Consider the following 26825-nt stretch of genomic DNA (forward strand, 5'->3'; position numbering starts at 1 on the left):
CGGGAGACCAGCCCCATGAAAGCCTCAGCCCTCACCGCCCTCCTGATCGGAGCCTCCAGCCTCGCACTCGCCACCCGCGCCCACGCGCAAGAGATGGTCTTTGCCGACAATGCCGACCTTGCCGCCGCCGCCCTGCGTGGCGAGCGCGTGACCCAAGAGTCCGGCATCACCCAGATCCGCCTGTCCAGCGGCGCGATGCTCTCGTTCGTCGAAGGTGCGGAGTTCCAGCTGCGCCCCGATGGCTCGGTCGATCTGTTCAAGGGCAACGTCACCGTGACCGGCGCGGGCATGAGCGAAACGCTCGTCCGCCTCGGCGGTCAGGGAACGGGCAAGATTGCGGGCGCAGGCTCGTCGGGCAGCTTCTCGGTTGCCACCGACGCCAGCGGCAAGACGATGGCCACGGGCCGCGTTCTGACCGGCCTAACCAGCATTGCCAACGGGCGCGAGGAGCGGCGCTTCAACGCCGGGCAGGCATGGGAAGTGGCCAACGGCCACCCGCGCCTTGCCACATCGGCCCCCGTCGCGCCCGCCCCGCGCATGACCCCGCAGCGGCAAGCGCAGCTTGCGGCACAGACGCCCGTGCCAACTCCGGCACCAGCGCCCGCATCAACACCGGCGCCCGAACCGGAAGTCGCCTCGATCAGCGAAGGCGGTCCCGCCGCTGCTGCCGAGAACGGCGTGCCCGTGGTCCTCGGCGAAGCGCTCGCAGCAGTTGGCGCTTCGGGCGATATCGTCTCGTCAGGCCAGCGCATCGAAGCGGCTGTGGCCAATCCCAGCCTCGAAACCTTCCCTTCGAATGATCTTGCGGTTCTCGTCGCCTATGCCGCCCGGCTTGAAAGCCTCTACGGCGGCCAGCCCTTCAACCAGGCCCAGGCCGACGTGATCCGCGCCTACCTGAACTACCTCGCCAGCGGCCAGACGCAGGCGCAGTTCCTCACCGTCTATGCCGGGCTGATGGTGCAGTTCCTCGACCTCGTCCGTTCGGGCGCGGCGCCGTCCTCGTTCAGCGGCACTTCGCTGGCAGACATCAACGCCTTCATCTCCTACCGCTCGCGCACCGATGGCTTTGCCGCGCTGTCGAGCCAGAACCGCGTGCTGGTCGATACCTATCTCGCCTTCGTATTGGGTGGCGGCAATGCCGACCAGTTCGTCACGCGCTACACTTCGCTGACCAGCGCCTACTTCGCCTATCTGCGCAGCGGCGGCGATCCGCTGGCGTTTGCAGGCGCGACCCAGGCGACGCTTGCCGCCTATATCGGCTTCCTCAACGATTCCGGCCTGCTTGTGCGCCTTGCCGAAACCGACCGCGCGCTGTTGCAGGCCTATCTCGCCAATGGCGGCACCGCCTTTATCCACCAGTACCAGACCGCGCTGACCGCCTACTTCGCCTACCTCCAGAGCGGCCAGTTGCCGAGCCAGTACGGCGCCGCCGATCCTGCCGCACTGCGCCAGTATCTCGAAACTCTGCAGGCCACGGGCCTGTTCGAACAGGTCCTCGGCGCACAGGCGACGTTCTACGCGCAGTATCTCGCCTACCTGAAGCAGGGCGGCACCATCGACGGCTGGCAGGGCCTGCCCGCCAATGTCTTTGCCGGTTATGCATCCGCACTCAGCAGCTATCAGGCCTATCTCGCGGCGGGTGGCGTGCCCTCGGCCTATACCGCGCTCGATCCCGCCGTGCTGCGTCAGTACCTCGATGCCCTTGCCGCTGCTGGCGCGCTTGACCGGTTCCTCGGCGCACAGGCCACGTTCTATGCCCAATACCTGGCCTACCTGACCGGTGGCGGGACGATCGATGGCTGGCAGGGCCTGCCGTTCAACGTCTTCACCGGCTACGCCACGGCGCTCCAGGCCTATTACGAATTCCTGCAGAACGGCGGGCTGCCGTCTGCCTACACCGCACTGACGCAGGACGAGATCCGCCAGTATCTCGCCGCGCTTTCGGCAGTGGACGCGAACGAGGCGTTCCTTGGCCAACTCGCCAGCTTCTATTCGGCGTTCTTCGCCTATCTCGCCAATGGTGGAAACCCGGACCTCTATACCGGCCTGCCCACCCCGCCGAACTACGAAGCCTTTGCCGATGCGCTTTCGGCCTATGTCGCCTACCTGCAGGCGGGCGGCGTGCCGAGCGCCTATACCGGGGCCGACCTTGCCCTGCTGCAACAGTACATCAAGGCGCTGATCGACAGCGGCAAGCTTGCCACGTTGCTCGGCACGCAGGCTGAATTTCTTACCGCCTACTACGCCTTCCTTGCAGGCGGCGGCACGCCCGATGGCTACACGGCGCTGCCTGTCTACGCGACGTATGTCACCGCGCTCGAGGCGTACTACGCTTTCCTCGCAGGCGGCGGAAAGCCTTCGGAATACACGGCACTTACGCAGGCGCAGATTCTCGCCTACCTCAAGGCGCTGACCGACGCCGGCGTGCTGGCTGCCCTGTTCGACGGGGCGACGCTGGCCTTCGTCCAGAGCTACTATGTCTACCTCGCGGATGGCGGCAACCCCGACCAGTTTTCCGGTCTGCCCGGCACCAGCGCAGCCAAGGTCGGATACAACACCAGCGCCGAAGCCACGCTGATCACCTCGCCCGTCACTGCCGACATTACTGCCGAGGGGAAGATCAACCGCCTGCAGTTTTCGCAGAACGGCCGTCCGCTCGATTTCAACTACGCGGCAAACCCGGTCAACGTCGCCAAGGAATACGGCCGCTTCGGCGATGACGTCGCCTGGACCCGCTACTTGTCGGACACCTCGAACAATGCGGTGAACTTCAACAACCACCTCATCGTCGGCACGCCATCGGCCACGATCCCGGCCAGCGGGAAAGTCGACTATCGGCTCGTCGGCGGCACCGCACCGACTGACTACGGGGCGGCAGAAGGCGAAGTCGGGACATTCACCGGCAGCCTCGCGGTAAGCTTCGGCGCCGCGCCCAAGATCGGCGTGGCCATGGATGTAGTCGCGGGGAGCCGCAGCTGGCATGTCCAAACCGCAGGCGGCGCCGCCGATCCGACCAATGGCGGTTTGCTGATCGGCACGGACCGCGCCTTCGTCGGCACCAACGCGAACCTTGCCACCACCTCCACTTCCGGCGGCGGGTGCGTCTCGGCCTGTGGCACCACGCTCAACGGAAACCTGTTCGGCCAGAACGCCGCTTATGCCGGTTTTGCCTACAGCCTGTCGGACAGGTCCCTGCCCGGCTCCACCCAGATCAACGGCGTCGCCGTTTTCGGACAGACCGGAACGACGCTCGCCTATCTCGGAAAGGCTCCTGCATCGAATGTGCTGACTGGCTATACCGGCGGCTTCAACGGCACGTCCCCGCGCATAAACTTCATAACCACCCTGCGCCTCTCGAGCAGCACCCTGCTGGCGGGCAGCGAGCAGGGTTTCGATGCCCTGTCCTACACGCTCGATAGCAATGGCGGACTCACCAGCTACACCCGCGCTGGCAACTTCACCCGCACGCTAGGCACCATGACGATCAGCGACGTCGCAGGGGATGCCGATGTGCTTGTCGGTCGCTGGTCCGATGGCACGAACACCGGCGCAACTCCCTTTACCCTGACGGCAGATCAGGGCTTCCACTACATGCTGACCCGCGCCACGCCGACCGGCTTTGCGGTGCCGACAACCGGGACGATCGCCTACGACCTCCTCGCCGCCACCAAGCCGACATGGGTCGATGGCTCGGGCGCGCCCGGCACCTTTACCGGCAGCTTCAAAGTCAACTTCGGCCTCGCCCTGCCCAAGATCGCGATGGAGGCGAAGATCGTGATGCCGACCGGCGGGGCTGGCGGCGGCGCCTATACCTTCGATTTCACCACGACCGGCGGCCTTGCCGACATCACCCAGTCGACCAGCAACTTCAATGTCTTCTCCAATCAGAGCTTCAGCTTCGTCGTCCCCGGCGACGACGACTCTGGTTCGTGCAATGGCAACGTCTGCTACCTTGCCGCCTTCGGCAACTGGGCCGGCAGCACCGACAAGCTTGCCCTGACCTACACCGCCGTCAGCACCGCCGGAAACGCCAGGAACATCATCGGCGCGGCAGCCTTCAAGGTTGGAGCGGGGGCGGGAACGGGAAGCGGCAACACGACGCCCGCGGCTGCGCCGGACGGCATCGTCAAGTATGTCGGCTATCTCGGCGGCGGACGCTTCTCCACCTTCGAAAACGCAACGCCCGTCACCACCGACAGCAACGGCGGGCTCACGAAGGTTGATGGCTTCTTCGAGCAGAGCGGCGCGACCAGCACTGACGGTGGCAATGCCTCCGGAATCGTTGCCTGGTCGCGCTGGATCAATGGCAACATCACCGGCCTTGCCGGAACGCCCAGCACCACGCTTGGCACCGGCGGCCTCGCGCAAGTCTGGGGCAAGCCTGCCACCAATGCGCCGACCTCCGGCAAGGTCGACTACGCCCTCGTCGGCAGCACTCGTCCGGCAACACCCAACGCGGTTGTCGGCACGCTCGACAGTGCGAAGCTCTCGGTCGATTTCTCCACCGCCAAGGTCGGGTTCGAGGCCGGACTGACGGTGTCAGGCCAGCCGGTCACCATGGCCACGAGCGGCGGCACGGCCACCCCCTCGATCTCGCTTCGCGCCAGCGGAACGACATTCGGTGCAGGGACCGGACAAATGACGCTGACCGGTGCCAGCGGGGCCTCGATCGAAGGCTTCCTCGCCGGGGTCGGGGCGACGCATGCCGGCGTCGGGTACTATGTCCAGACGACCACCGGCAATGTTGCAGGCGCCATCGCGTTCGGACCGAAGGCACCCTGAACACGTCAACGAAGATGACCGCATTTGTCACGAGAGTGACGGGATAGTTGTGTGGGAGTTGAGGGGGAGTTGCCGCAGAGTTCGCGAGAGTTGGAAAGGGGCCGCACGGGGGTGCAGCCCCCCTTCTAGGGGAAGACCGATGCTTCGCAGGACCTTGACTTTCGCAGTGCTCTCAATGGTTTCCACCGCTGCCCTGGCGGCCGAAAAGGAGCCGCCGGTCACGCTCACCAAGTGCGACAAGAGCTATGGCTCGGTCGCGCTCGTGGATGGCGATACGCAAGGCTGGACCAAGTACGGCCTGTCCTCCCCGCGCGAGCTGATTGCCGCCATGGCCCGCGAATCCGGCTGCTTTTCGCTGCACGATCCCGCGAGCGGCGAGCCCGCCACGTTCCTGATGAACGTCATCGCCGGTGACAAGGAAGAAGTCGACCAAGCCATTGAAAAGGCCAAGGGAGTCGCCATGGAAGGCCTTGTCCGCTCGGGCGCTGCAAGCGGAATGATGCGCAGCATTCCGGGCGCCGGCTCGATGCTCGGCATGTTCGGCGGGTTTGGCGGCAAGAAGAAGGTGGTCGCCGCCGGCATCCGCCTGATCAGCCCGGCCAATGGCCAGACCGTCGCCTCCGGCTCTGGCGAGGTCAAGAAGACCACGATTTCCTTCGGAAATGGCGGCGGCACCATTGGTGCAGTTGCCAGTGGGGCGACCGGTGCTGCGTATGCCGGAAGCAAGGACGGGCAGATGCTGATCGAGGCTTTCGTCAAGGCTTTCAACGGCTTGTCGGGCCAGGGCCCCGCCCTCGCATCGCTCGCTCCGGCTGCCGCGCCAGCACCGGCGGCCCCCGCCAGCGCGACCGCCGCAATCGACACCAGGATGTTTGCCGCGGCCGATCTCAAGTCCGCAGCTCTTCGCACCGTGCGCGCCGGGACCGCTCTCACACCCACCGGTCAGCGGCAAGGTCTGTTCATCGAGGTCCAGGACAGCTTCGGCACCAAGGGCTGGGTCTCGGTCGAGGACATGCGCTGAAACGCCCGCGAAACGAAGGGTTGCAAGGCCGCCGTCCGGCGTGAAATGATCGCGCCGGGCGGTTCGGCCAAGGGAAATGCCGGAGCGGGGGCAGCGAAGATGGGCAATCTCAACATCCTCTATGTGGAAGATGATCCCCGCGCCGCTCAGGCCGTGCAGGAACTGGTGCTGGCCGATGGCGACCGGATGGCATGGGAGCAGACCGGCACGGCAGGCCTGCAGCGCGCCGGGGCCGAGGACTTCGACGTGATCATCCTTGATCGCATGCTGCCCGATCTCGACGGCCTGACCATCGTTTCGCGCCTGCGTTCAGCCGGGGTGGGCACCCCAGTGCTGATGCTTTCGGCGCTGGGTCGCAGCGAGAACCGCATCGAAGGGCTGGAAGCGGGCGTCGACGATTATCTTGCCAAACCTTACGAGCCGCAGGAGCTGGTAGCGCGGCTGCGCGCGCTGCACCGCCGCGCAGCGGGTGCGGTTCACGGCGCAGTGATCATCTACGGCGCGTTCGAATGCCACGTGAAGGCGCGGACTGCATTCCGTTCGGGCAAGCACATCGCGCTTTCGCCCCGCGAGTTCGCGCTGTTTCGCTATTTCATGGAAAACGCGGGCGAAACGGTGACGCGCGAAATGCTGCTGCGCGACGTATGGAACATGAACTTCGATCCCCAGACCAATGTCGTCGACGTCAACATCGGCCGCATGCGCCGCAAGCTCGAGGACGGTTTCGCCGCGCCTGCGCTTGAGACGATCTGGGGCGCGGGCTATCGGCTGACGAGAGGCGAATGAAGCCAGCGCGCGTCCGGGCACGGTCGATCTTTGGCCAGCTGACGACAGCCTCGATACTGATCGCGGTCATCGCCGTGGGCGTGCTGTTCGCAGTCACCACGATCACCGTGCAGCGCCAGGCGCGGGCCTCGCTTTCGGCCACCGTCTCGACCGACCTCGCCGGCCTGATCGACATATACGCAACGGCCGGGCGCGAGGAACTGCTGCGCCGGGTGGCCGACCGGCAGGCCGTGGTCAGTCTTGAAGGGCGGCGTTCGCATTACATGGTTGCCGATGGTGCGGGGCGGCTGCTGGCGGGCGACGTGCGCCGCTGGCCGCAGATCAACTCCGCGCGCTCCGAAGAGGGGTTCGTGACGCTGGCCGATGGCACCGAGGTCTATGCGCAAGGAGCCAGGCTTGCCCCGGACCTGCAATTGCTGGCAGCGCGCGAATATGACCGCGACCGCTCTGCGCTGGCGGTTCTTTCGGCGGCGTTCCTGGCGGTTGGCGCGGCGATTGTCGGTGCGGTGGCCTTCGTTGCGTGGATCACCGCCAGGCATCTTGCCCGCCGCATGGATGCCGTGAACGCCGCACTGGGCGCGGCGGCTGACGGACGCGCCGCGAGCTTTCCCGCCGGTCAGCGTGGGGGGGACGAGATCGACGAGGTGGCGGGGCACGGCGCACGCCTGCTGGCCCGGCAGGCGCAATTGCTCAAGGCCTACAAGCAGGTTTCAGAGCATGTCGCGCACGAGGTGCGGACGCCGCTGATGCACCTCGACAATCGGCTGGTGGCAGCGATGCAGGCTCGTCCCGAGAACGCGGGCGGCCCGATCGGCCAATCGCGCGAGGACATCCGGGCGATCCTTTCAATGCTTGATTCGCTGCTCGACATCGCCTCTGCCGAAAGCCGCCGGGGCGATCTGGCAGGGCTTGCCGAGATCGACATGAGCGCGCTGGCGGAGAGCCTTGCCGACCTTTACGAGGGCAGCGCCGAGGATGCCGGGCTGACGCTGGAAACCGCAATCGCGCCGGGCGTGACCATGCTGGGCGAGCGCATGCAGATCACCCGGCTGCTTTCGAACCTGCTCGACAACGCGATCAAGTACGTGCCCGAAGGAGGGCGTGTGCGCCTGATCCTCCGTCCGGGGCCAACCGTGACCATCGAGGACGATGGCCCCGGCATTCCGCGCGACCAGCGTGACCGGGTATTCGAACGCTTCTCCCGTGCAACCACGCCCGGCGATAAGCCCGGCCACGGCCTTGGTCTCGCCCTCTCGCGCGCGATCGCCGAACGCCACGGCCTTGTCCTGAGGCTGGGCGACGCCCCGCGCGGCGCGCAGTTCATTCTGGAGCCTGCCCCATGAAACCCTTTGCCCTGACTGTCCTTGCCTGCGTCGCCGCGCTGGGCGGGTGTGCTGCCAAGACGCAGAGTGCCGACCGCGAGGTGCCAGTGAAGGTGGTATTGACCAATTCCTCAGGGCCGACCGAAGCCGTCGCCACACTTCTGGCCGAGGCGGACAGTTCGCAGGGCGATCCGCAGAAGTTGGGCATGATCCTTGCCGCGCTAGACTCCTTCGGAGCCCGCGCGATGCCCGGGGAGCCCGATCCGGTGGCCAACTGGCGCGCAAGGGCCGTGATGCCCGATACGCCGCCTTATCGCGGGCGCGTGCTGGGGCCGGCATACAAGGCGGGCATGCTCAACCCGGGCGCAACCGTACGCCTGCCGCAGTTGTTCGATGGGGGACGATCCGCCCGTGTTTCCGTGGCGACGCCCGGACAGGCCGCGCTAGATTTCACGGTACTGGACGGTGAGGCCAGGCCAGTCTGCCCGCCCGCCAAGGCACGGACCCGCGAATGCATGTGGACACCGCTGTTCAGCGGACGCTTCGAGATCGTGCTGACGAATCCGTCCAGCAACGCCGCGGGCTATTACCTGGTGATAGACTGAAGAAGCGGCAGCCCTGGCAAGTGTGGAGGCCCGAGCCGGAATCGAACCGGCGTAAACGGATTTGCAATCCGGTGCGTAACCACTCCGCCATCGGGCCTCGATCGCAGGAGCTGCGTGGTTCGGCGCGGTTAGCCGGAAGATCGCGCTGCCGCAAGCGGTTCTTGTGCAGGGGTCAGCTTACCGGCGCGAACTGGAGACGGCGCTGCTTGCTGTCGACACCGGCAAGGCTCAGGTCCACGCGCTGGCCCGGCGCAGCACCGGCAATGCGGGCGCGGGCCACTACGGGCATGTCGAGCAGCTGCACGCGCGCCGAATCGCCGTCCGTATCGGTCACGCAGGCGCGGAAGGTCTCACCCTCGCGCCCCTGGAGCATGACTGTCTCGGCAAGGTCGATGACTGCGCGTTCGATCTGGCCGGAGAGCGCTTCGGCCTTGGCCATGACCGCAGGGAGGCGCTGGAACGCAGCTTCGACTTCCGGCTCGACGGGCTTGCCGTTGGCGATGGCAAGCACGGCGCGAATCACGTAGCGGTCAGCGAGGCGACGCAAGGGCGCAGTCGCGTGGGCGTAAGTGGCGGAGATGGCTTCGTGCCATGGCGTGACGCCGGGTATCCACGGGGCATAGCCAGCGCCGCCGCCTGCCCGCCGTACCGCAAGCATGAAGGCGGCGTGGTCGGGATTGCGCTGGTCGAGCGTGCGTTCGAGGGCCTTGAGGTCGACATGTTCCGGCCAATCGAGGCCAAGGCCCGCCGCCGTGCTGCGCAGACGCGCCATTGCCGCTGCGGTCGGGCCTGCCATGACGCGGAACAGGCCGGTCCCGGCTTGCTGCAACGCTTCGGCAATGGCGAGGTTTGCGGCAAGCGAAAGCGTGGCGTTGGCCCGTTCCGAAGCAAGCAGGGGGCGGAAGGACAGGGCGTAGCGTCCACCCCCGAGCGCTTCGACTTCCTGCTCCGGCGGATCGACGCGGGCGGCGCCGCGCGCAGCTTCGGCGGCGGTCATGCGTTCGGCAAAGCGGGCGAAGTCGGCAGGGAGCTGGTCAGGGCGGACGCTGTCGTAGGCGAGCTTGGCCTGGCTGCGGATCATAGCGCGGCGGGCGGCATCGAGCCGCGCCTGGCCATCAGGCGCAAGGCGAACAGTGAACACGACCGCCGGGCGCGGGCCATCGGGCAGGAGGCTCGCGGCACGTTCGGCCAGGGCAGGCGGGTAGAGCCCCGCCTTGCCATCGGGGAGGTACTGCGTTTCGCCGCGCTTCCACGCCTCAGCGTCGACCGGATCGCCATCGACCACGAACCAGGCCACGTCGGCAATGGCGTAGTGGAGGATCAGGTCGTTGCCGGATGCTTCGATATGGAAGGCCTGATCAAGATCGGTGGACGTTGCCGGATCGAGCGTGACGAAGGGCTCGTCGGTGCGATTCACGTGCTCTTGCCCCGGTGTCCTTGCCGCCGCCAGTTCCGCCGCAGCGAGAACTTCGGGCGGGAAGCCTTCGGGCACCTGGAACTGCTGGCGGATGGCAGCAAGGCCGGAAGCAAGAGCGCCGGACGGATCGTGGATGGCCTTCATCCCACAAGGACTAGCAGGCTGTTACGGATCGACAAATTCTCCGGCGCGCTTTTCCATGCCCGCGCGCACGGCTTCCAGCTGATTCTTCGAATACATCAGCTCGTGCTGGGCCACGGATTCGGCCATCAGCACTTCGTCCACGGTCATGTCGGGCGTGCGGTTGGACAGCAGCTTGGCGCCGCGCACGGCAGTGGGGCTTTTCGATGCGATCGTGCGGGCAAGAGCCATGGCACCGGCCAGCGGGTCGGCGCTGACATGGGTGGCAAAGCCGAACTGCACCGCTTCCTCGCCGCTGAACTCGCGGTGGGTATAGGTCAGTTCGCGCAGCACGTCGTCGCGCACATTGCCGCGCCACAGGGCGTATCCGGCCATGTCGGGGACGAGGCCCCACTTCACTTCCATCACCGCCAGCCGCGCATCGGGCGCGATGAAGCGGATGTCCGCACCGCTCGCCACCTGCAGGCCACCGCCGAAGCATACGCCGTGGACAGCCGCGATCACCGGCATCGGCAGCTTGCGCCAGACCATGGCCGCCTGCTGGGCGCGGTTGGCGTTGCCGTGGGTGCGGGCAGTGAGACCACCGCCCTCGCCATCGTCCTTCCATCGGCTGGTGTTGCCCATGCTGGAAAGATCAAGCCCTGCACAGAACGATCGACCTGCGCCAGAAAGCACCACCGCGCGCACGCCGCGCTCATGGCCAAGATGGTGCCCGGCTGCGATGATCGCTTCGAACATGGCATCGTCGAGCGCGTTCATCTTGTCGGCGCGATCAAGCAGCACGTGGGCGACGTGATCCTCGATGGTGATGGTGACGCGGTCGTGGAAGTTCATTGCTGGCATCCGTTTTCTGGTTCGTCGGGGCCAAGGTGCCCGAGCGCTCGCTCCCGGTCCAGCTTCCTGATTTGACGGATCGCGCGAAACGGCAACGGCCCCCTCCGCAAAGGCGGAGAGGGCCGCGTCGTCATCCTGATCAATCGCGCGTCAGGCAGCCGAGGAATTGACGCCCATCGACTGCAGGTAGCGCTTGATGTTACGCGCGGCCTGGCGGAGGCGCTGTTCGTTCTCGACCATGGCGATGCGCACGAAGCCCTCGCCATCCTCGCCGTAGCCGACGCCCGGGGCGACCGCGACTTCGGCGTGGGTGAGCAGTTGCTTCGAGAATTCGAGGCTGCCGAGATGCTTGAGCGCGGGCGGCAGCGGGGCCCAGGCGAACATCGAGGCCTTGGGGCTGGGAATTTCCCACCCGGCGCGGCCAAAGGCTTCGACCATCACGTCGCGGCGCTTCTGGTATAGCTCGCGGTTCTTGACGACGATGTCCTGCGGACCGTTCAGCGCGGCGCAAGTCGCGGCCTGGATCGGCGTGAAGGCGCCGTAATCAAGATAGGACTTCACGCGCTTGAGCGCGGCGATCAGGCGTGCGTTGCCCACGGCAAAGCCCACGCGCCAGCCGGCCATCGAGAAGGTCTTGGACATCGAGGTGAACTCCACCGCCACGTCCTTTGCGCCCGGCACTTCGAGGATCGAGCGGGTCGGATTGCCGTCGTAGTAAAGCTCGGAATAGGCGAGATCGGACAGGATCCAGACCTTGTTTTCCTTCGCCCAGGCGACGAGGCGTTCATAGAAGGCAAGGTCGACCGTCTCGGCCGTCGGGTTCGACGGGTAGTTGACGATCAGGATCGACGGGCGCGGCACCGAGTACTTCATCGCGCGATCGAGCGAATCCCAATAGCGCTCGTCCGGCGTCGTCGGCACGGAACGGATGGTGGCCCCGGCAATGATGAAGCCGAAGGTGTGGATCGGATAGCTCGGGTTCGGCGCGAGCACGACATCGCCGGGCGCGGTAATCGCGGTGGCAAGGCTGGCGAGGCCCTCCTTCGAGCCCATCGTCATCACCACTTCAGTCTCGGGGTCGAGATCGACGTTGAAGCGGCGGCCGTAGTAGTTGGCCTGCGCCTTGCGCACGCCCGGAATGCCGGACGAGGCCGAATAGCCATGGGCGTCGGGCTTGCGCGCCACTTCGCACAGCTTCTCGATCACGTGGTCGGGCGGGGGGAGATCGGGGTTGCCCATGCCGAGGTCGATGATGTCCCTACCGGCGGCGCGCGCGGCGGCCCGCATGCCGTTGACTTCGGCAATGACGTAGGGCGGCAGGCGCTTCATGCGGTAGAATTCTTCATCCACGGTTGAATACTCGTCGAAAAGGCGCGGCAGGATCGCCGCAGCGCAGCCCTTACGCCAATTGCCCAGTTGTGGAAACCTTGCTGTCGATGGAAGCATGATCGTGATCGGCGGATGCATCTGCAGGCTAACAAGCTGTCACACGGCGTGTATAGACTGCTGAGACAAGGCCATGACGTAACGGCAGGGAACGGAAGATGACGAACAAGAACCTGGGTGATTCGCCAGCGGATTCAGTCGTGTTCGAAGACCTGTTCCGCCAGCAGGGCGAAGCGATGCGCGCGATGTTCGCGCCGCTGGTGCCCGGCGCCGAATCCGTTACGACCGATCCTGCCGATCTCCAGCACTGGGCGATGTCCGCTGCCAAGCTGCAGAAGATGTGGCTCGATTTCAGCGCCGAGCAAGCCGGTCAGGTCGAACCGATGCTGGGCCGCCTGGGCGACATTGGCAAGTGGACGCAGACGTTCATGGCCATGGCCGGGCAATTGCCCATCGCGCACGCGGAAACACAGGCGAAGCTGTGGAACGAAAGCGTGGCGCTGTGGTCCTCGGTCATGGGACAGTTCGTCTCGGGCGGAACCGGCAATGCCGCGCCCCCTCAGCTGCCGCGGCAGGACCGGCGGTTCAAGGACAAGCGCTGGCACGAACAGCCCGCTTTCGCGCTGATCCACCAGACCTATCTGCTCCTGTCGGAAAAGCTGCAGCAGATGGCCGACGAGGCGCAAGGGTTGAGCCCCGAGCGCAAGGAGCAGCTGCGCTTTGCCACCAAGGTGGTGACCGATGCGCTTTCGCCGGCCAACTTCCCGCTGACCAATCCGGTGGTGATCGAGCGGACGATAGAGACCAAGGGCGAGAACCTGGTCAAGGGTGTCGAACACCTGCTCGACGACTTGCGCAAGGGGCAGCTCACCCACACCGATCCCGATGCGTTCGAACTGGGCCGCAATATCGCGGTCACGCCGGGCAAGGTGGTGCACGAAACGCCGCTGTTCCAACTTATTCAATACACGCCGACGACCGACGAGGTGTTCGAGACGCCGCTTCTGATCTTCCCGCCGTGGATCAACCGCTTCTACATTCTCGACCTCAACCCGCAGAAGAGCTTCATCCGCTGGGCCGTGGCGCAGGGGCTGACGGTGTTCGTGGTGTCCTGGAAGTCGGCCGATGCTTCCATGGCCGATGTGATGTGGGACGATTACGTTCGCGCCCAGATCGAGGCTATCGATCATGTGCGCGAGCGGCTCAAGGTTCCGGCGGTCCACACCATCGGCTATTGCGTGGCCGGCACCACGCTGGCGGCGACGCTGGCCGTGCTGGCGCGCAGGGGCGAGGCCGACAAGGTTGCCAGCGCCACGTTCTTTACCGCGCAGGTCGATTTCGAGGACGCAGGCGATCTCAAGAACTTTATCGACGACGGGCAGTTGAAGATGCTGCAAAGCCTGTCCACCGACGGGTACCTCGATGGGCGCTACATGGCGGCCACGTTCAACGCGCTGCGCGGCACGGACCTGATCTGGAACTACGTCGTCAACAACTACCTGCTGGGCGAGGACTATCCGGCGTTCGATCTGCTGCACTGGAACGGAGATACGACCAACCTGCCCTCGCGGTGGCATCAGGCCTATCTTTGCGACCTCTATCGCGACAACCGCCTGATCATTCCGGATGCAATGGTGGTCGATGATACGCCGGTCGATCTGCGCCGCATTGCAACGCCATGCTATATCCAGGCGGGCCGCGAGGATCATATTGCGCCGCCGAACAGCGTGTGGAAACTGACGCGCCATCTGTCTGGAAAGTGGAAGTTCGTGCTGGCCGGTTCGGGACACATTGCCGGGGTGGTGAACCCGCCCGAAGCGGGCAAGTACCAGTATTGGCTCAATCCCAATGATCCAGCGAGCTTGGAGGAGTTCGTGGCCGGCGCCACGGAGACCAAGGGCAGCTGGTGGCCGGACTGGATCGAGTGGATGGCCGAACAGGCACCCAAGCGCGTGGCCGCCAAGGGCAAGCGCATTCCGGGTGGCAAGGGCGACCGCGTTATCGAGGATGCGCCGGGACGCTATGTCCGCAGCCGCTGAGCGTTAACGGCGCGCGGCATTGGTAATTGGTCCAATACGGAATTTGTGCACCGCACAATTTTCTTGACATTTTGCGGTCGACTCCTATTTTGTGCAGTGCAGCAAGAGACGGTTCAACCCGTCCCGTGCGCAAGCAGGAGTCGCCAGGATGGTTGAAGAAACGAAGGAAAGCCCGGAAACCTCCGCCCCCGTGGTGGACGTGCCCGTCGCGCTGGCCGACGCGCCCGAAGCCGTCGCCGGAACTGCCGAGATCGAAGTTTTCGAGCCGGTTGCCGCCGAGAAGCCAAAGGCTTCGCGGCCGCGCAAGGCCAAGCCCGCTGCCAAGCCGGTCGTGGATGCTGAAGCTGCTCCGGTCGAAGCACCTGCCGTGGCAGAGCTGGTTGCACCGAAGGCACGCAAGCCCCAGGTCGCAAAGGCGAAGCCCGTTCGTCAGGCTCCCAAGCCTGCCCCCAAGGCCCGTCCGGCCAAGCCACCCGTGGTGGCCGCTCCGACGGCCGCGGTGAAGCCCGCAGCCAAGCGTCCTTTCACCGCCATTCCAAGCGTGAAGAAAACAAGCGCCGCCCTCAAGAATGCGGCGCCCAGAAAGGAACTGTTCGCAATGGCTACCACCACCGAAATGACCGAAAAGATGACCGCTGCATTCAAGGACGCTCAGGACAAGGCCAAGGCCGCCTTTGGCGACGCCGGCGAGTTTGCCAAGGGTAACGTCGAAGCCGTGGTCGAATCGACCAAGATCCTGGCTTCGGGCCTTCAGGAAATGACCAAGGGCTATGTTGCCGAGACCAAGTCGGTCTTCGAAGCGATGACCGCTGACGTCAAGGAACTGACCACGGTCAAGTCGCCCACCGAATTCTTCGAGAAGCAGTCGGCCCTGCTCCGCAAGAACTTCGACGCTGCGGTTGCCGCCAGCTCGAAGAACAGCGAAGCCATGCTGAAGCTCGCGAACGAGGCCTTCCAGCCGATCTCGACCCGCGTCAGCCTCGCGGTCGAAAAGATCAAGAAGGCCGCCTGAGCCTGACCGGCAGCGTCAACCGCGCTGCCAGCCACGAGATAAAGGGCCGGTCGGGTTCTCCCGCCGGCCCTTTTGCCGTTCTGATGCTGTCGTGCTGTCGTATCAGCGCAACAATTCGCCATCCTCATGCCACCATCCCCTTCGTGCCCCTTGTGAAGCGGGTCGGTGAGTGCGATATTCGAGGCATCATGAGAGCCGAACCTTTCGATCAACCGGACCTGTCCGTTCCGCTGCGCTGTGCAGAGGGTGACGACACACGTGGTCCGGGCGGAGACGATCAGGTCGGCATCGCTACCAAGACCCGCGCCAAGCCGAAGAAGCCCAGCCAGTTCAAGGTGCTGATGCTGAACGATGATTACACCCCGATGGAATTCGTGGTGATGGTCCTGAAGCGCTTCTTCCACATGGATCTGGAACAGGCAACGCGTGTGATGCTCCACGTCCATCAGCGCGGCGTGGGTGTTTGCGGCGTCTATCCCTACGAGATCGCCGAGACAAAGGTGAACCAGGTGATGGACTTCGCCCGGCAGAACCAGCATCCGCTGCAATGCACGCTGGAAAAGGCGTAAAGCCACCGCTGACCTGACGCAAAGCGCCAGATCGCGAAGGCCGTCAGTGTGCCGTCAAGGCTCCGGTTTCCACAGCCTGGCGGGCGAACGCACGCAGCAGCGCCGCGATCCAAGCCATGGCCAGGCTCTGGGCCTCACGCGAATGCGCGCCGACGCCGCCATCGAGAATCACCTGCGCGACGAACGAACCGTCCTTGAGGCGCCCGCCAGTGAAGATGGCATCACGCGGGATCAGCGCCACCGCGGCCGATTCGAACGCGCCGGAATCAGCAAGGACTCCGATCCAGTCGAACGCGGCATTCAGGCGTCCGCCTTCTTCCTCGGTGTGCGGCGAAGCAATCTCGAGAAGAACCCGCTCGAATCCCTTGCGCTGTTCGGTGGGGGCGAGTTGCTCGCACCAGCGCGCCAGCGCGCTCAACCTTTCCGGATCGGGTTGACCGCCGGCAAAGCCTGCGAACCACGCACTACCGGTTTGCTCATGCGACATCTTCGAACTTTCCCTCACTGGCACTGGCATTATTTCTATGACTTTCAGCGAGGCAATTCCATAACTTTCGTTATGACTTGCGAAAGTCGCGCCGGTTTTCCCTTCCACGAAGCCGTGCGAAGCGCTAGTCCGTAAAAGCTCATGGCTGGTTCACCTGTCGGCAGCCACTCGGGCAAGGCCCAGGCCCCGCCGAATATCGATCCACGAAAAGACGCCAGCACCCGCCACGTGAAGTTCCTTACCGCCACCGATCGCTACATTGCCCGGCTCGTATTCGTGCCGATGCTGTCGGTGTTCGTCCTCGCCGCGTCTCTGCTCATCCTCGACAAGATGCTGAAGCTGTTCGACTTCGTGGCGACAGAGGGCGGACCGGTCAGTGTCGTGTTCAAGATGCTGGCGAACCTGCTGCCGGAATATGCCAGCCTTGCCATCCCGCTCGGCCTGATGCTCGGCATCCTGTTCGCTTTCCGCAAGCTGGCGATGAGTTCCGAACTCGACGTGATGCGTGCGGTCGGGTTGTCCTATACCCGCCTGCTGCGCGTGCCCTACATGTTCGCGATCGGGCTTGCGGCGCTGAACCTGCTGATCGTCAGCTATCTCCAGCCGCTATCGCGCTATTACTACGAACAGCTCCAGTTCGAGCTGCGCTCGGGCGCACTGGGCGCTTCGATCAAGGTCGGCGAGTTCAATTCGCTGCAGGACCGCACCGCCTTGCGCGTCGATTCGAGCCGCGACGAAGGCCGTGACCTGCGCGGCATTTTTGCCCGCCTGCAGACCTCGAATGGGCAGGTCATGGTGATCTCGGCGCGAGAGGGACGCTTCTTTGCGAACAAGGAAAGCCCGGACACGGTGATCCTGCGCCTGACCGACGGTCAGATCGTGCAGGACGGACCGGGCATTGCCTCGCCGCGCGTGCTGACCTTTGCCAGCCACGATCTGCCGATCGACCTGCCGAGGATCGAGCAGTTCCGCCAGCGCGGCGATGCCGACCGCGAGTATTTTCTCCCCGAGTTGCTGCAGATCGGCTGGAACGACCGTTATTCCGAAGAGATTCGCAATCAGTCGAAGGCCAGCCTGAATTATCGGCTGGTCGAGGTCGTGATGATGTTCCTGCTGCCGCTTCTGGCAGTAGCGCTGGCGGTTCCGCCCAAGCGGTCGACTTCGGCACTGGGCGTATTCCTGTCGATCGTGCTCGTGGTCGCCTATCACAAGGTCAACCAGTACGGGCAGGACGTGGCCAGCCTTGGCCGGATCGACCCAGTGCTCGCCCTTTGGGGGCCGTTCGCGGTCTTTTCAGCCCTGATCCTGTGGATGTACTGGAAGATCGCCTACGTTCCCGGTGGCCAGCCAATCGGTGCCCTCGAAACCGGCTTTGCCAAGGTTTCGCGTTCGATCCGCAAGCTGTTCGAGCGCAAGCGGCTGCGCGATGAGCCTGCCCTTGTCGAGGAAGATGCCGCCCATGCAGCTTGAATTCTTCCCGTCGCGCACTCTGGCGAAATACATCGCGAAGATGTTTGCGGTGCGCATTGTTGCCGTGCTGCTGATGCTGGTACTGGTCCTGCAAATGCTCGACCTGTTGAGCGAGAGCGGCAAGGTACTGGCAGCGCCCGGAAACGGACAGGGCGAGCTGCTGACGTATGTGTCCTTGCGCATGCCGCAACTCATAAGCCGGTTCCTGCCCTATTCGGTGCTGCTGGCCACGATCATCACGCTGATGACGCTGAACCAGAACAGCGAGGTCATCGCGATGAAGGCGGCGGGCCTTTCCGCGCATCAGGTGCTGGCACCACTGTTTCTCGTTGCGGCGGTCACCTCCGCCGTCACCTTCGGCTTCAACGAACGCATCGTCACACGGTCGACAGCTACGCTCAAAGCCTGGCAGAACGTGGAATACGGGCCGATCCCGCAGGAATCGGCGATCAAATCCAATGTCTGGCTACAGGACGGTCCGAACATCCTGTTCGCCCGCTCGGTTGCCGGCGAAGGCAAGTCTATGCGGATGGATGGAGTCAGCTGGTATCGCCGCGACCCAACCGGGATGGTGACCGAAATCGTCACTTCGCCCTCGGCGGCCTATGCCAATCCGGGCTGGAAATTCCGCGATCCTGTTGTGTTCGATGTACAATCTGCCCGAAAGACGTCGATCGGCCGCGACGAGGTCTTTGCCAAGACGGTGGAACCGGTCCAGGTCACGATCAGCCGGGTCGATGCCGACGCGGAATCGTTGACCCAGCTATCGGGTTCGCTCGCCGCCATCCGAGAGGCAGGCTTTCGCACCACCGAGCTTGATGGCAAGTGGTGGCACAAGCTTTCTGGGCCGCTTTCAGCGCTGCTCATGCCTCTTCTCGGTGCCGTGGCAGCATTTGGCCTGGCGCGATCAGGACACCTCTTCGTGCGCGCGGTGATCGGCATGGCGCTGGGCTTTGCCTACTTCGTATTCGACAACGCGGCCTTGGCCATGGGCAATTTCGGCGCTTACCCGCCGCTGCTGGCCGCCTGGGCACCTTTCGTCCTGTTCTTCCTCATCGGCGAGACGGTGCTGATCCGGACCGAGGAATAGACCTTAAAATTAGATATTGCTAATTTTCGTAATATCTAATATATGGAGGCCATGACGCTTCCAACCATCACCCCTGCACAAGCCAAGGCGCTGCTCGACGAGGGCGCCCGGCTCATCGACATCCGCGACGCCGACGAACATCGCCGGCAGAGCATTCCGGGCGCGGCCAACATGCCGCTGTCGGCGCTGGAGCCGGTATCCGGCCATCCTGCGGTGATCTGGCATTGCCGTTCGGGCATGCGCACCGCTGCCAACGCCGATCGGCTCGCCGCCGTGTCCGACTGTCCCGGCTACCTTCTGGAAGGGGGCATTGACGGCTGGCGTTCGGCCGGCCTGCCGGTGAAGACCGATGCCAAGGCGCCACTCGAGATCATGCGGCAGGTCCAGATGATCGCAGGGCTGCTGATCCTTGCCGGCGTGGCGCTTTCGCTCACCGTGGCGCAGGGCTTCGTCGCGCTTTCGGCATTCGTCGGTGCGGGCCTGTTCATGGCCGGGGCAACCGGCTGGTGCGGCATGGCCAGGCTGCTTGGCCTGATGCCGTGGAACCGCCGCGCCGCCTGAGGCAGCGTGGCCTTTCCACTCAGCGCGGCATCATCGTGCTGCGCGCCAGCCTGCCGACGAGCGGCAGCAGGCCGTTGTAATTGCCCTTCTCATACGTCGAGCCAGTGCCGAGGTGCGCCACGATCCGGCGGTGCGCTTCGGCCAGCGAGTGATAGGGCATCGAGGGCAGCAAGTGGTGCAGCGCGTGGTAGCGCAGACCAACCGGCGCCCACAGCGGCGCCAGCCAGGCGGGCGGGGGTACGTTGACGGAATCGAGGTACTGGCCGGTCACGGTCATGGCCTCGCCCTCGTTCTCCCACAGATGCGCAACAAGCGTACGGATCTGGTTGAGCAGCGCGGTCAGCGAGATCACTGCAATGCCGATAAGCAGCGGACGCCAAGAATGCGTCGCGCTCCACCACAACACGAACAGCGCCCAGGCCGATGCACCCAGTTCCTGCCAGAACACCATGCGCGCAAATTCGCCTTCGGGCGGACGGCGGCGGAATTCCGGGTTGATCGATAGCGCAGAGGCACGCTCCCACACCAGGCGGCGCAGTGGCGGGATGACCGCCCCCAGCGGCACGAGGATTGCCGAGCGGATCAGCAGACCGATCGGCAGCAGCAGGGCAACCAGCGCGAACAGCGGCAGCGACCACGGTTTCATCAGCGCGAGCGGCAGGTACTCAGGGTCTTCGACCGTGCCATAGCGCGTGCGCGCATGGTGCAGCGTGTGGACACCTTCGTACATCAGCGAGGGCGTCAGCATCGGGATGCCGACCAGCAGGTTCCACGCAAAGCGGAAGCCTGGCAGCGCGTTCTTGTGGATGTGGGTGAGTTCGTGGATGAACAGAAGGGCCCGGTAGAGCGCGAGCGCCGCGACCACTCCGGACAGCGCGGCGACGAGCGGATTGCCGATGAGGATCGCGCCGGCCAGCGCGGCGTAACCAAGGGCTGCAGAGCCCAGCATGTCGGGCCAGTAGATCTCGGGCCGCGCGGTCGCGATGTCGCGCGTCAATTCGACGGCGGAGCGGAGCATTTCCTTGTCGTCAGGCGTGCCTGCCAGGCCGCGGGGAAGCTTGGCAGCTTCGGCACCGGCAGGAGCCACGTCGCGGGGAGTTTCAAGCGTATCGGTCGCAATCATGCCACAAATTCCAGTATGACCCGTATCTACCGGCTCAGGCCGGCTTTTTTGCACCAAGCAATAGCCTCTGGGCGTCCCCACACCGCGCCCTGCGGCTTGACAATGCGCCGGTCGGGACCGCAGTCCCATCGGCAACGACCCCATATCCGCAAACAAAGGCAAGATCGTGGCTCAAGGCGAAGTAATCATCACACCGGTTTCCGGCAAGGCTGACCGAAAGGCCTTCGTCGACCTTGCGTATCGCCTCAATGCCAGTGACCCCAACTGGGTACCGCCACTGCGGATGGAAGCCGAAGAGCTGATCACGCCCGGCAAGAACCCGTTCTTCGAACATGCCGACGTGCAACTGTTCCTTGCTCGCCGGGGCAGCGCTGTTGTGGGTCGTATCTCCGCCCACATCGATCATCTGGCGATCGCCATGGATCCCAGGCAGGGCATGGGGCCGGGCACGGGGAACTGGGGCCTGCTCGAGGCCGAGGACGAGGCCGTCGCGCAGGCACTGATCGGCCGCGCTGAAGGCTGGCTGCGCGATAAGGGCATGACCCGCGTGCTAGCGCCCTTGTCGATGTCGATCTGGGAAGAGCCGGGCCAGTTGACCATGGGCTTTGATCATCCACCGACAGTGATGATGGGCCACCAGCCGCAGCGCTATGACGATTATATCAAGGCCTTGGGCTACCAGCCGGCCAAGACGCTGAACACCTACGAGCTCGACATCACCAAGGGCTTCCCGCCGTTGATCCAGCGCATTGTCCAATCGGGCGAGAAGAACGCCAAGATCCGCATCCGCAATGTCGACAAGTCGAAGTTCGATGCAGAAGCCGCGCTGATCCTCGACATCCTCAACGATGCCTGGTCGGACAACTGGGGCTTTGTCCCGTTTACCGACACCGAGATCAAGTATGCCGGCAAGAAGTTCAAGCCGATCGTGCGCGAAGACCTGATCATGATCGCCGAGTACGAGGGCGAGCCGGTGGCCTTCATGATGACACTGCCCGATCTCAACGAAGTGCTGAAGCCGATGGGCGGAAAGCTGTTCCCGTTCAACTGGGCCAAGCTGCTGCTGTGGCTGCGCAAGCCGCGGGTGCGCACCATGCGCGTGCCGCTGATGGGTGTGCGCAAGCGCCTCCAGGCCTCGCGCCTGGCAAGCCAGTTGGCCTTCATGATGATCGAGGCGATCCGCCTCAACTCGGTGCGCGACTACGGCGCCTCGCGCGGGGAGATCGGCTGGATTCTCGACGACAATCAGGGGATGAACGCGATCGCCGAAGCGATCGACAGCCACGTCAACAAGACTTACGTGATTTACGACAAGCCTCTAGTCTGAGCCTGCCGGCCTGTTCGCGCCCGTCAACATGGCGGGCGGGACGGGCGGTGGAACGCTGCTTGGCTGCCCGCGTTCATCGAGATAGGTCAGATCAGGGTGCGACAGACGGTGCCGACTACGACACAGGACAATAAGAAGACGGCGCGACGAAAGTCTGGCCGTGCGCTTGGTCCTGCTCTGGTTGTGGAAGACGATGGCCTGGTTGCCATGGACATCGCCGACGCTGTTGGCGAAGCGGGTGCAGCACCGGTAACGACTTGCGCCAGCGTTGCGGAGGCAATGGCGCAGCTCGATCAGTACGTTCCATCGATCCTGGTCCTCGACGTGCACCTTGCAGACAGGGGCGATGGCTGGGCCTTGGCAGAACTGGCCATTCAACTGGGCGAGAACTCGCCGCTGATCATCTTCACCACCGCGACGCCTGAAGCCATCCCCGATACAGCCGCAGGGCTTGGCCGCGTCCTGCCCAAGCCCTTCAGCACTGCCGCACTGGTATCCTTGATACAGCAGGAACGGCCACGTGGCATTCTGGGCCGTATCCGGAGCGCCCTTGCTGGCCAATAAGTCCGGTTGAGCGAATTCCTCCCAACCCTCGGAAACGAAAGCCCCAGCCGCGCGGGGAGCGCAGCCGGGGCCGATCAACCAAAAAAAGGTCCCCGACGTTTCCATCGGGGACCTTTCGGGATCGTATCACCAGCCGCTTGGACGGGAGGGGGGGTCTCGGCGGTGACATACCCTAAACGAGCGTCCCTGAAGGCGGTTCCAAGCTCTCGAAAAATTTTTATCCTTTTAAATCAACGCTTAGATATAAGGCCGCGAAGAAAATGTGCTGCCATCGATCTTTGCGTAGGCTTTTGCCGCGGCAATATCGGGAACGCTGATGGTCGAAAGGGTCCAGTCGACCAGCCCCATGCGCCTGAGAGTCTGCAAGGTGCGGTTGGTATGCACCAGCGACAGCCCCAGCATATCTGCAATCTGCCCCTGCGTAACCGTCAGCGTAAGGACACCGCCCGGCGCAATTCCTGTATCGATGCCGCGCTGGACGAGAAACACGGCCAGAGCTGCCATCCGCTCGCGCGCGTTGCGCTGGCCGAGCGAGACGAGGTGTTCCTCCAGCGCCGCTTCCTCGTGGGCCGCAAGCCAGGTCAGGTCAAACGACAGTCTTGGCTGCTGGGCAACCAGATCGAAGAACTTCTCGCGTACGAAAGTGCACAAGGTGGCATTGGTCAGCGCCTCGACAGTGTGGCTCATTTCCGCATCGAGTGCCGCCTGCAGCCCGAGAAAGTCACCCGGGAACATGAAATTGATGATCTGGCGCCGGCCATCCTCAAGCAGGCGTGTCCGCATGAGGACCCCCGAGAGCACGGTATAGAGGAACGTCGGCCGCGTCCCCTGTGCAAAAACCTGCTCGCCCCGGGTGAAGCGCATTTCACCGTGGCGGAACGCGGCAATCCACTGGCGGACATCTGCCGGGGGCTGATGCAAAGCCTCGCAATCAGCCAGCGGGCACGCCAGGCACGGCTGTCCTCCGTTCAGCATCAAGTACCCCCCTCCTCCACCTTGATCCTGCACCATTGCGCCGACTTCCCGCCCGGCGCCGTAGTCTGCATCGTCCCTGCCCATACCCAAGCCTTTCATCATCAGTCCGCCGGACCTGCTATGTCAAAAGACAGGGTTTGTTCCCGTGATGTGCCTTAGGGTTCCCGGATGGAACCGAAAAACGAAGCTGCCGTCAGACACGGTCAGGATCTTGTCCTCGTTGTCGAAGACAGCCTTCTCGTCGCCATGGCCATCGAAGATTCCTTGATGGAACGCGGACTTACGGTGGCTGTTGCCTCCACCATTGAAGCGGCAACGGACCTTGTGGCGAGAGGCCTGCCGGCAGTCGCCTTGCTGGATCTGCAGCTTCCCGACGGCAACTCGCTGGAACTTGCATCGCGCCTGTATGAAGCGGGCTGCGCAGTGGCCATCACTTCCGGGCTGGATTCCGGATCGGTGCCGGACAGCCACGGATTTGCCATCCAGTTCCGCAAACCCACTTCGCCGGACCTTCTTGCCGATTGGGTCGTTACCACATTGCAGACGCTGCCCGCATCGCAGGCGGGGTAAGCGCATTTTTCCTCTTGTTCCCGATCGGGAACCGGATGACGTTATGGTGCGTTTGATCGCACGTTACTATCCGGGAAGGGGTGCGAATGACTCTGGGTGCCAAGGTTGCCAATCAACTCCCTTATCTGCGCCGCTACGCGCGCGCATTGACGGGAAGCCAGAGCGCGGGCGATTCGTTCGTGCGCGCAACTCTGGAAGCGGCGCTTGCTGACGACTCCTTGCGTGCGATGATCGGCGAAGGGCGTCCGCAGCTCTATCATGCTTTCAACCGGGTGTGGTCGACGGCCTATGTCGACACGGTGGACCGGTCGAGCGGCTTGCTCGGAGATCATGAAGCCGCTGCGCAGGAACGGCTTGCGGCCATGACGCCCGCCAATCGCCAGGCCTTGCTGCTGACCACGCTGGAAGACTTCAGCATCGAGGAAGCAGCCTTCATCATGGGTCGCGAGCCGGCTGATGTCGAACTGCTGGTTCAGGATGCCGTTGCCGAGATCGACCGCGAATCTGCCACGTCGGTTCTCATCATCGAGGACGAGCCGCTCATCTCGATGCAGCTCGAGGACCTCGTCCGCTCGCTCGGCCACGATGTTTGCGGCATGGCGGCTACACGCACCCAGGCGCTTGAGATCGTCCAGCGCGAACAGCCCGGCCTGGTGCTTGCCGACATCCAGTTGGCCGATGGCAGCTCGGGCCTTGACGCCGTGGACGACATCCTGCGCATCGGGTCCGTGCCGGTCATTTTCATTACCGCCTATCCCGAGCGCCTGCTTACCGGCGATCGTCCGGAGCCGACCTACCTCATCACCAAGCCTTTCCAGGAGCAGACCGTGCGCACCGCGATCAGCCAGGCGCTGTTCTTCGGATCAAGTCGTCCGCTCTGAAAGGCTTTTGGCCGAGTGACCAGGCCAAGGGCGCGGTGTCAGCCGCGCCCTTGTCGTATGGCGAAATCGCCGCGCCGTCTGACCGGAATGAGCAGGCTGCAGCGCACGCCTTCGGCCTCGAACTTCAGGTCGACAGGATTGCGCAATTCGTGCGCAACGATCTTCTCTACCAGTTCTGTGCCGAAACCGCGCTTGCGGCGAACGGTGGTGTCGATCGCCGGACCTCCCCGCTCGACCCATTCGATGCGCGCCAGGTTCTCGCCGGCCATATCCCATGTGACCGACACTTGCCCGGTCTCGACACTTAACGCCCCGTACTTTGCCGCGTTTGTGGCCAGTTCGTGGATGGCAAGCCCCAGCGACAAGGCATCGTTCGGCGCGAGTTCCACGTCAGGGCCTGAGATAACGAGATGGCGTTGGGCATCTTGCGCATAGGGCGCGAGTTCGGCCCTTACGACAGCCATGACCGGCGTCGTTCCCCAATCGGACTGCGTCAGCAAATCGTGAGTTGCCGACAGCGCGCGAATGCGCATTTCCAGGCTGTCGGCAAATTCCGGCAGGCTCGTCGCACGGCGACGCGTCAGCGAGATGATCGAAAGCACGTTGGCCAAAGTGTTCTTGACGCGATGGTTGAGTTCGCGCGTCAACGAGTTGCGGATCGAGGACTGCTGCTCGAACCAGGCCAGGGCGATGCGGTCTTCCACGGCCTGCTGGGTCAGCAGACGGGCGAGGACCAGAAGCAAAGTTGCAACGAGCAGGCCGAACAGCAGCGACATGACCGACATTATCGAAAGCATCGGCGTTGTCGGTGCCTCGATCTCCAGAACGAAGCGATGCCCGGCGATGTCGAGCGCCTGACGGATGATCCGTCCGGAGGCTCCGCTCGGGGCGACTTCCGCCATGAGTGTCCTGCCGGATGCATCTTCATCAAAGAGTCGCACGCCCGCACCCCCGAGGTGGCTGGCATCGACAGAAGATTCCAGGAAGCGCTGCGCATTGTAGGGAGAGTAGACGTATCCGCGCAGCGTGCGGGGGTTGGGATCGGTGTTCAGGGTATACACCGGCATGTAGACGAGGAACCCCGGCTTGCGCGTCTCCTTGCCTTCCTGCTGCAGCACCACAGCACCCGACGCCGTGGGCTGGCCGGTCCGCTCGGCCGATTTCATCGCCGCGCGGCGCGCCGCTTCGGAAAACATGTCGAATCCGATCGCACGTCGATTGCGCGGGGTATCGGGCTCGAGGAACATCACCGGGACTACGAACGGACGTTCGGCATCGGGCTTGGGCCTGATCGCAAAATCGCTCACCCCTCCGTTCTGCATGATTGCTTCAACTGTCGGTATGTCGGCGCTGTTAACCTTCATCGCCCAGCCGATCCCATCGGATCCGACATATCGGCCATCAAGATGCAGTTGGCGGATAAAGGTACGGAACAGCGGTGCCTCGACCATCTGCTGTGTCGCGAACAACGCTGCACTTGAACGCAGATAGGCGGCATTGGCGTTGGACCGCCGCTCCAGACCGGACGCGACGGACTGGGCAAGTTGCGCCGTGGTGGCGGTTTGGCGACGATCTTCGGCAGTTTCGATGGCTGCGACGCTAATGACCGTGACTGCCATGGTAAGGCCAAAAATACCGACGGGCAGGGCGCGGGGAAAGCGCTCGTACCATCTGGACGTCAGCTTTTTCTGGGCAAGCAATTTCTCCATCGCGCGCCCGTTGTCCCTTCCATTGCAGGTTTCACCAAGAAACCCGCTTCCCCCGATACAGCCAAACGCCCGCGAAGCGAAAATTTCGCTGCAAGCATCAGGTCGGGAACCGACAGGAGCCAATATCGTTCCACATCAAAACCTCGCGTCGCGT

22 protein-coding genes and 1 tRNA gene are annotated in these 26825 nt (G+C 64.1%); 15 read left to right on the forward strand and 8 right to left on the reverse strand.

The window, feature by feature from the left end:
• Positions 1-15: 15 nt before the first annotated feature.
• The 5 genes from AC3WLM_RS09920 (at position 16) to AC3WLM_RS09940 (ending at position 8516) form a co-directional block, all read left to right on the forward strand.
• On the forward strand, positions 16-4782 hold the full coding sequence (locus AC3WLM_RS09920) for a hypothetical protein (protein ID WP_492477267.1): 4767 nt from the start codon (positions 16-18) through the stop codon (positions 4780-4782).
• Positions 4783-4957: 175 nt separating this feature from the next.
• Positions 4958-5803: an SH3 domain-containing protein gene (locus AC3WLM_RS09925; protein ID WP_492477268.1), complete on the forward strand. Its 846-nt coding sequence runs from the start codon at positions 4958-4960 to the stop codon at positions 5801-5803.
• 99 nt (positions 5804-5902) lie between these two features.
• Complete coding sequence (locus AC3WLM_RS09930; protein WP_062344365.1) at positions 5903-6589, forward strand: response regulator transcription factor; 687 nt, start codon at positions 5903-5905, stop codon at positions 6587-6589.
• Positions 6586-7932: a sensor histidine kinase gene (locus tag AC3WLM_RS09935; protein ID WP_492477269.1), complete on the forward strand. Its 1347-nt coding sequence runs from the start codon at positions 6586-6588 to the stop codon at positions 7930-7932. Before AC3WLM_RS09930 ends, AC3WLM_RS09935 begins: the two co-directional genes overlap by 4 nt.
• On the forward strand, positions 7929-8516 hold the full coding sequence (locus tag AC3WLM_RS09940; RefSeq protein ID WP_492477270.1) for a hypothetical protein: 588 nt from the start codon (positions 7929-7931) through the stop codon (positions 8514-8516). Before AC3WLM_RS09935 ends, AC3WLM_RS09940 begins: the two co-directional genes overlap by 4 nt.
• 23 nt (positions 8517-8539) lie before the next feature.
• On the opposite strand, the gene AC3WLM_RS09945 is transcribed toward AC3WLM_RS09940, so the two are convergent.
• From AC3WLM_RS09945 to AC3WLM_RS09960, 4 genes are all read right to left on the reverse strand, one after another.
• Positions 8540-8613: transfer RNA gene (locus AC3WLM_RS09945), tRNA-Cys, on the reverse strand.
• Positions 8614-8688: 75 nt separating this feature from the next.
• Positions 8689-10077, reverse strand: coding sequence for an RNB domain-containing ribonuclease (locus AC3WLM_RS09950; RefSeq protein ID WP_492477271.1), 1389 nt, complete (start codon positions 10075-10077; stop codon positions 8689-8691).
• A 21-nt stretch (positions 10078-10098) separates the two neighbouring features.
• Positions 10099-10917, reverse strand: a complete 819-nt coding sequence (locus tag AC3WLM_RS09955; protein WP_492477272.1) for a crotonase/enoyl-CoA hydratase family protein — start codon at positions 10915-10917, stop codon at positions 10099-10101.
• A gap of 141 nt (positions 10918-11058) precedes the next feature.
• Entirely contained in the window at positions 11059-12258 is a 1200-nt protein-coding gene (locus AC3WLM_RS09960; RefSeq protein WP_062344363.1) for an LL-diaminopimelate aminotransferase, read from the reverse strand.
• Positions 12259-12452: 194 nt separating this feature from the next.
• On the opposite strand from AC3WLM_RS09960, the gene AC3WLM_RS09965 reads away from it, so the two are divergent.
• The 3 genes from AC3WLM_RS09965 to clpS all read left to right on the forward strand — a co-directional run bounded on the left by AC3WLM_RS09965 (position 12453) and on the right by clpS (position 15914).
• Positions 12453-14333, forward strand: coding sequence for a PHA/PHB synthase family protein (locus tag AC3WLM_RS09965; RefSeq protein WP_492477273.1), 1881 nt, complete (start codon positions 12453-12455; stop codon positions 14331-14333).
• Between the two features lie 148 nt (positions 14334-14481).
• Positions 14482-15345 (forward strand): phasin family protein, encoded by an 864-nt coding sequence (locus AC3WLM_RS09970; protein WP_193827521.1) that lies wholly within the window; start codon positions 14482-14484, stop codon positions 15343-15345.
• A 188-nt stretch (positions 15346-15533) separates the two neighbouring features.
• Positions 15534-15914, forward strand: coding sequence for an ATP-dependent Clp protease adapter ClpS (gene clpS / locus AC3WLM_RS09975; RefSeq protein ID WP_230487749.1), 381 nt, complete (start codon positions 15534-15536; stop codon positions 15912-15914).
• Between the two features lie 43 nt (positions 15915-15957).
• On the opposite strand, the gene AC3WLM_RS09980 is transcribed toward clpS, so the two are convergent.
• The gene (locus tag AC3WLM_RS09980) at positions 15958-16401 is read right to left on the reverse strand and encodes a hypothetical protein (protein WP_039337068.1); all 444 of its coding nucleotides are present in this window, start codon (positions 16399-16401) and stop codon (positions 15958-15960) included.
• A gap of 228 nt (positions 16402-16629) precedes the next feature.
• On the opposite strand from AC3WLM_RS09980, the gene lptF reads away from it, so the two are divergent.
• Genes lptF through AC3WLM_RS09995 form a run of 3 tightly spaced genes read left to right on the forward strand, consistent with a single transcriptional unit; the run spans position 16630 to position 19522 of the window.
• Positions 16630-17871 (forward strand): LPS export ABC transporter permease LptF, encoded by a 1242-nt coding sequence (gene lptF, locus AC3WLM_RS09985; protein ID WP_492478112.1) that lies wholly within the window; start codon positions 16630-16632, stop codon positions 17869-17871.
• Positions 17861-18961 carry an LPS export ABC transporter permease LptG gene (gene lptG / locus AC3WLM_RS09990; RefSeq protein WP_039337276.1) on the forward strand — a complete coding sequence of 367 codons (1101 nt, stop codon included), beginning with the start codon at positions 17861-17863 and terminating at the stop codon, positions 18959-18961. The genes lptF and lptG overlap by 11 nt, the downstream gene beginning before the upstream one ends.
• A gap of 51 nt (positions 18962-19012) precedes the next feature.
• Positions 19013-19522: a rhodanese family protein gene (locus AC3WLM_RS09995; protein WP_039337275.1), complete on the forward strand. Its 510-nt coding sequence runs from the start codon at positions 19013-19015 to the stop codon at positions 19520-19522.
• A 19-nt stretch (positions 19523-19541) separates the two neighbouring features.
• Here AC3WLM_RS09995 and AC3WLM_RS10000 read toward each other — a convergent pair whose 3' ends face one another.
• Entirely contained in the window at positions 19542-20645 is a 1104-nt protein-coding gene (locus AC3WLM_RS10000; RefSeq protein WP_492477274.1) for a fatty acid desaturase family protein, read from the reverse strand.
• Positions 20646-20811: 166 nt separating this feature from the next.
• Between AC3WLM_RS10000 and AC3WLM_RS10005 the strand changes: the two genes are divergently transcribed.
• Entirely contained in the window at positions 20812-21972 is a 1161-nt protein-coding gene (locus AC3WLM_RS10005; RefSeq protein WP_492477275.1) for an N-acetyltransferase, read from the forward strand.
• A gap of 108 nt (positions 21973-22080) precedes the next feature.
• Positions 22081-22536, forward strand: coding sequence for a response regulator (locus AC3WLM_RS10010; protein ID WP_492477276.1), 456 nt, complete (start codon positions 22081-22083; stop codon positions 22534-22536).
• 237 nt (positions 22537-22773) lie between these two features.
• On the opposite strand, the gene AC3WLM_RS10015 is transcribed toward AC3WLM_RS10010, so the two are convergent.
• The gene (locus AC3WLM_RS10015; protein WP_492478113.1) at positions 22774-23511 is read right to left on the reverse strand and encodes a Crp/Fnr family transcriptional regulator; all 738 of its coding nucleotides are present in this window, start codon (positions 23509-23511) and stop codon (positions 22774-22776) included.
• 168 nt (positions 23512-23679) lie between these two features.
• Between AC3WLM_RS10015 and AC3WLM_RS10020 the strand changes: the two genes are divergently transcribed.
• Positions 23680-24081 (forward strand): response regulator, encoded by a 402-nt coding sequence (locus tag AC3WLM_RS10020; protein ID WP_052242631.1) that lies wholly within the window; start codon positions 23680-23682, stop codon positions 24079-24081.
• An 86-nt stretch (positions 24082-24167) separates the two neighbouring features.
• Positions 24168-24962: a response regulator gene (locus AC3WLM_RS10025; protein ID WP_039337064.1), complete on the forward strand. Its 795-nt coding sequence runs from the start codon at positions 24168-24170 to the stop codon at positions 24960-24962.
• 38 nt (positions 24963-25000) lie between these two features.
• Here the strand turns inward: AC3WLM_RS10025 and AC3WLM_RS10030 are convergent, their stop codons facing one another.
• Positions 25001-26581, reverse strand: coding sequence for a CHASE domain-containing protein (locus AC3WLM_RS10030; protein WP_492477277.1), 1581 nt, complete (start codon positions 26579-26581; stop codon positions 25001-25003).
• Positions 26582-26825: the final 244 nt, after the last annotated feature.

Source organism: Novosphingobium sp. FW305-C-30-35, from assembly GCF_058783135.1.

Bases quoted from the DNA above. Each gene is read 5' to 3' on its own strand.
- AC3WLM_RS09920 (WP_492477267.1), top strand. From the start codon at position 16: ATGAAAGCCTCAGCCCTCACCGCCCTCCTGATCGGAGCCTCCAGCCTC.
- AC3WLM_RS09925 (WP_492477268.1), top strand. From the start codon at position 4,958: ATGGTTTCCACCGCTGCCCTGGCGGCCGAAAAGGAGCCGCCGGTCACG.
- AC3WLM_RS09930 (WP_062344365.1), top strand. From the start codon at position 5,903: ATGGGCAATCTCAACATCCTCTATGTGGAAGATGATCCCCGCGCCGCT.
- AC3WLM_RS09935 (WP_492477269.1), top strand. From the start codon at position 6,586: ATGAAGCCAGCGCGCGTCCGGGCACGGTCGATCTTTGGCCAGCTGACG.
- AC3WLM_RS09940 (WP_492477270.1), top strand. From the start codon at position 7,929: ATGAAACCCTTTGCCCTGACTGTCCTTGCCTGCGTCGCCGCGCTGGGC.
- AC3WLM_RS09950 (WP_492477271.1), bottom strand. From the start codon at position 10,077: ATGAAGGCCATCCACGATCCGTCCGGCGCTCTTGCTTCCGGCCTTGCT.
- AC3WLM_RS09955 (WP_492477272.1), bottom strand. From the start codon at position 10,917: ATGCCAGCAATGAACTTCCACGACCGCGTCACCATCACCATCGAGGAT.
- AC3WLM_RS09965 (WP_492477273.1), top strand. From the start codon at position 12,453: ATGACGAACAAGAACCTGGGTGATTCGCCAGCGGATTCAGTCGTGTTC.
- AC3WLM_RS09970 (WP_193827521.1), top strand. From the start codon at position 14,482: ATGGTTGAAGAAACGAAGGAAAGCCCGGAAACCTCCGCCCCCGTGGTG.
- clpS (WP_230487749.1), top strand. From the start codon at position 15,534: ATGAGAGCCGAACCTTTCGATCAACCGGACCTGTCCGTTCCGCTGCGC.
- AC3WLM_RS09980 (WP_039337068.1), bottom strand. From the start codon at position 16,401: ATGTCGCATGAGCAAACCGGTAGTGCGTGGTTCGCAGGCTTTGCCGGC.
- lptG (WP_039337276.1), top strand. From the start codon at position 17,861: ATGCAGCTTGAATTCTTCCCGTCGCGCACTCTGGCGAAATACATCGCG.
- AC3WLM_RS09995 (WP_039337275.1), top strand. From the start codon at position 19,013: ATGACGCTTCCAACCATCACCCCTGCACAAGCCAAGGCGCTGCTCGAC.
- AC3WLM_RS10000 (WP_492477274.1), bottom strand. From the start codon at position 20,645: ATGATTGCGACCGATACGCTTGAAACTCCCCGCGACGTGGCTCCTGCC.
- AC3WLM_RS10015 (WP_492478113.1), bottom strand. From the start codon at position 23,511: ATGCTGAACGGAGGACAGCCGTGCCTGGCGTGCCCGCTGGCTGATTGC.
- AC3WLM_RS10020 (WP_052242631.1), top strand. From the start codon at position 23,680: ATGGAACCGAAAAACGAAGCTGCCGTCAGACACGGTCAGGATCTTGTC.
- AC3WLM_RS10025 (WP_039337064.1), top strand. From the start codon at position 24,168: ATGACTCTGGGTGCCAAGGTTGCCAATCAACTCCCTTATCTGCGCCGC.
- AC3WLM_RS10030 (WP_492477277.1), bottom strand. From the start codon at position 26,581: ATGGCAGTCACGGTCATTAGCGTCGCAGCCATCGAAACTGCCGAAGAT.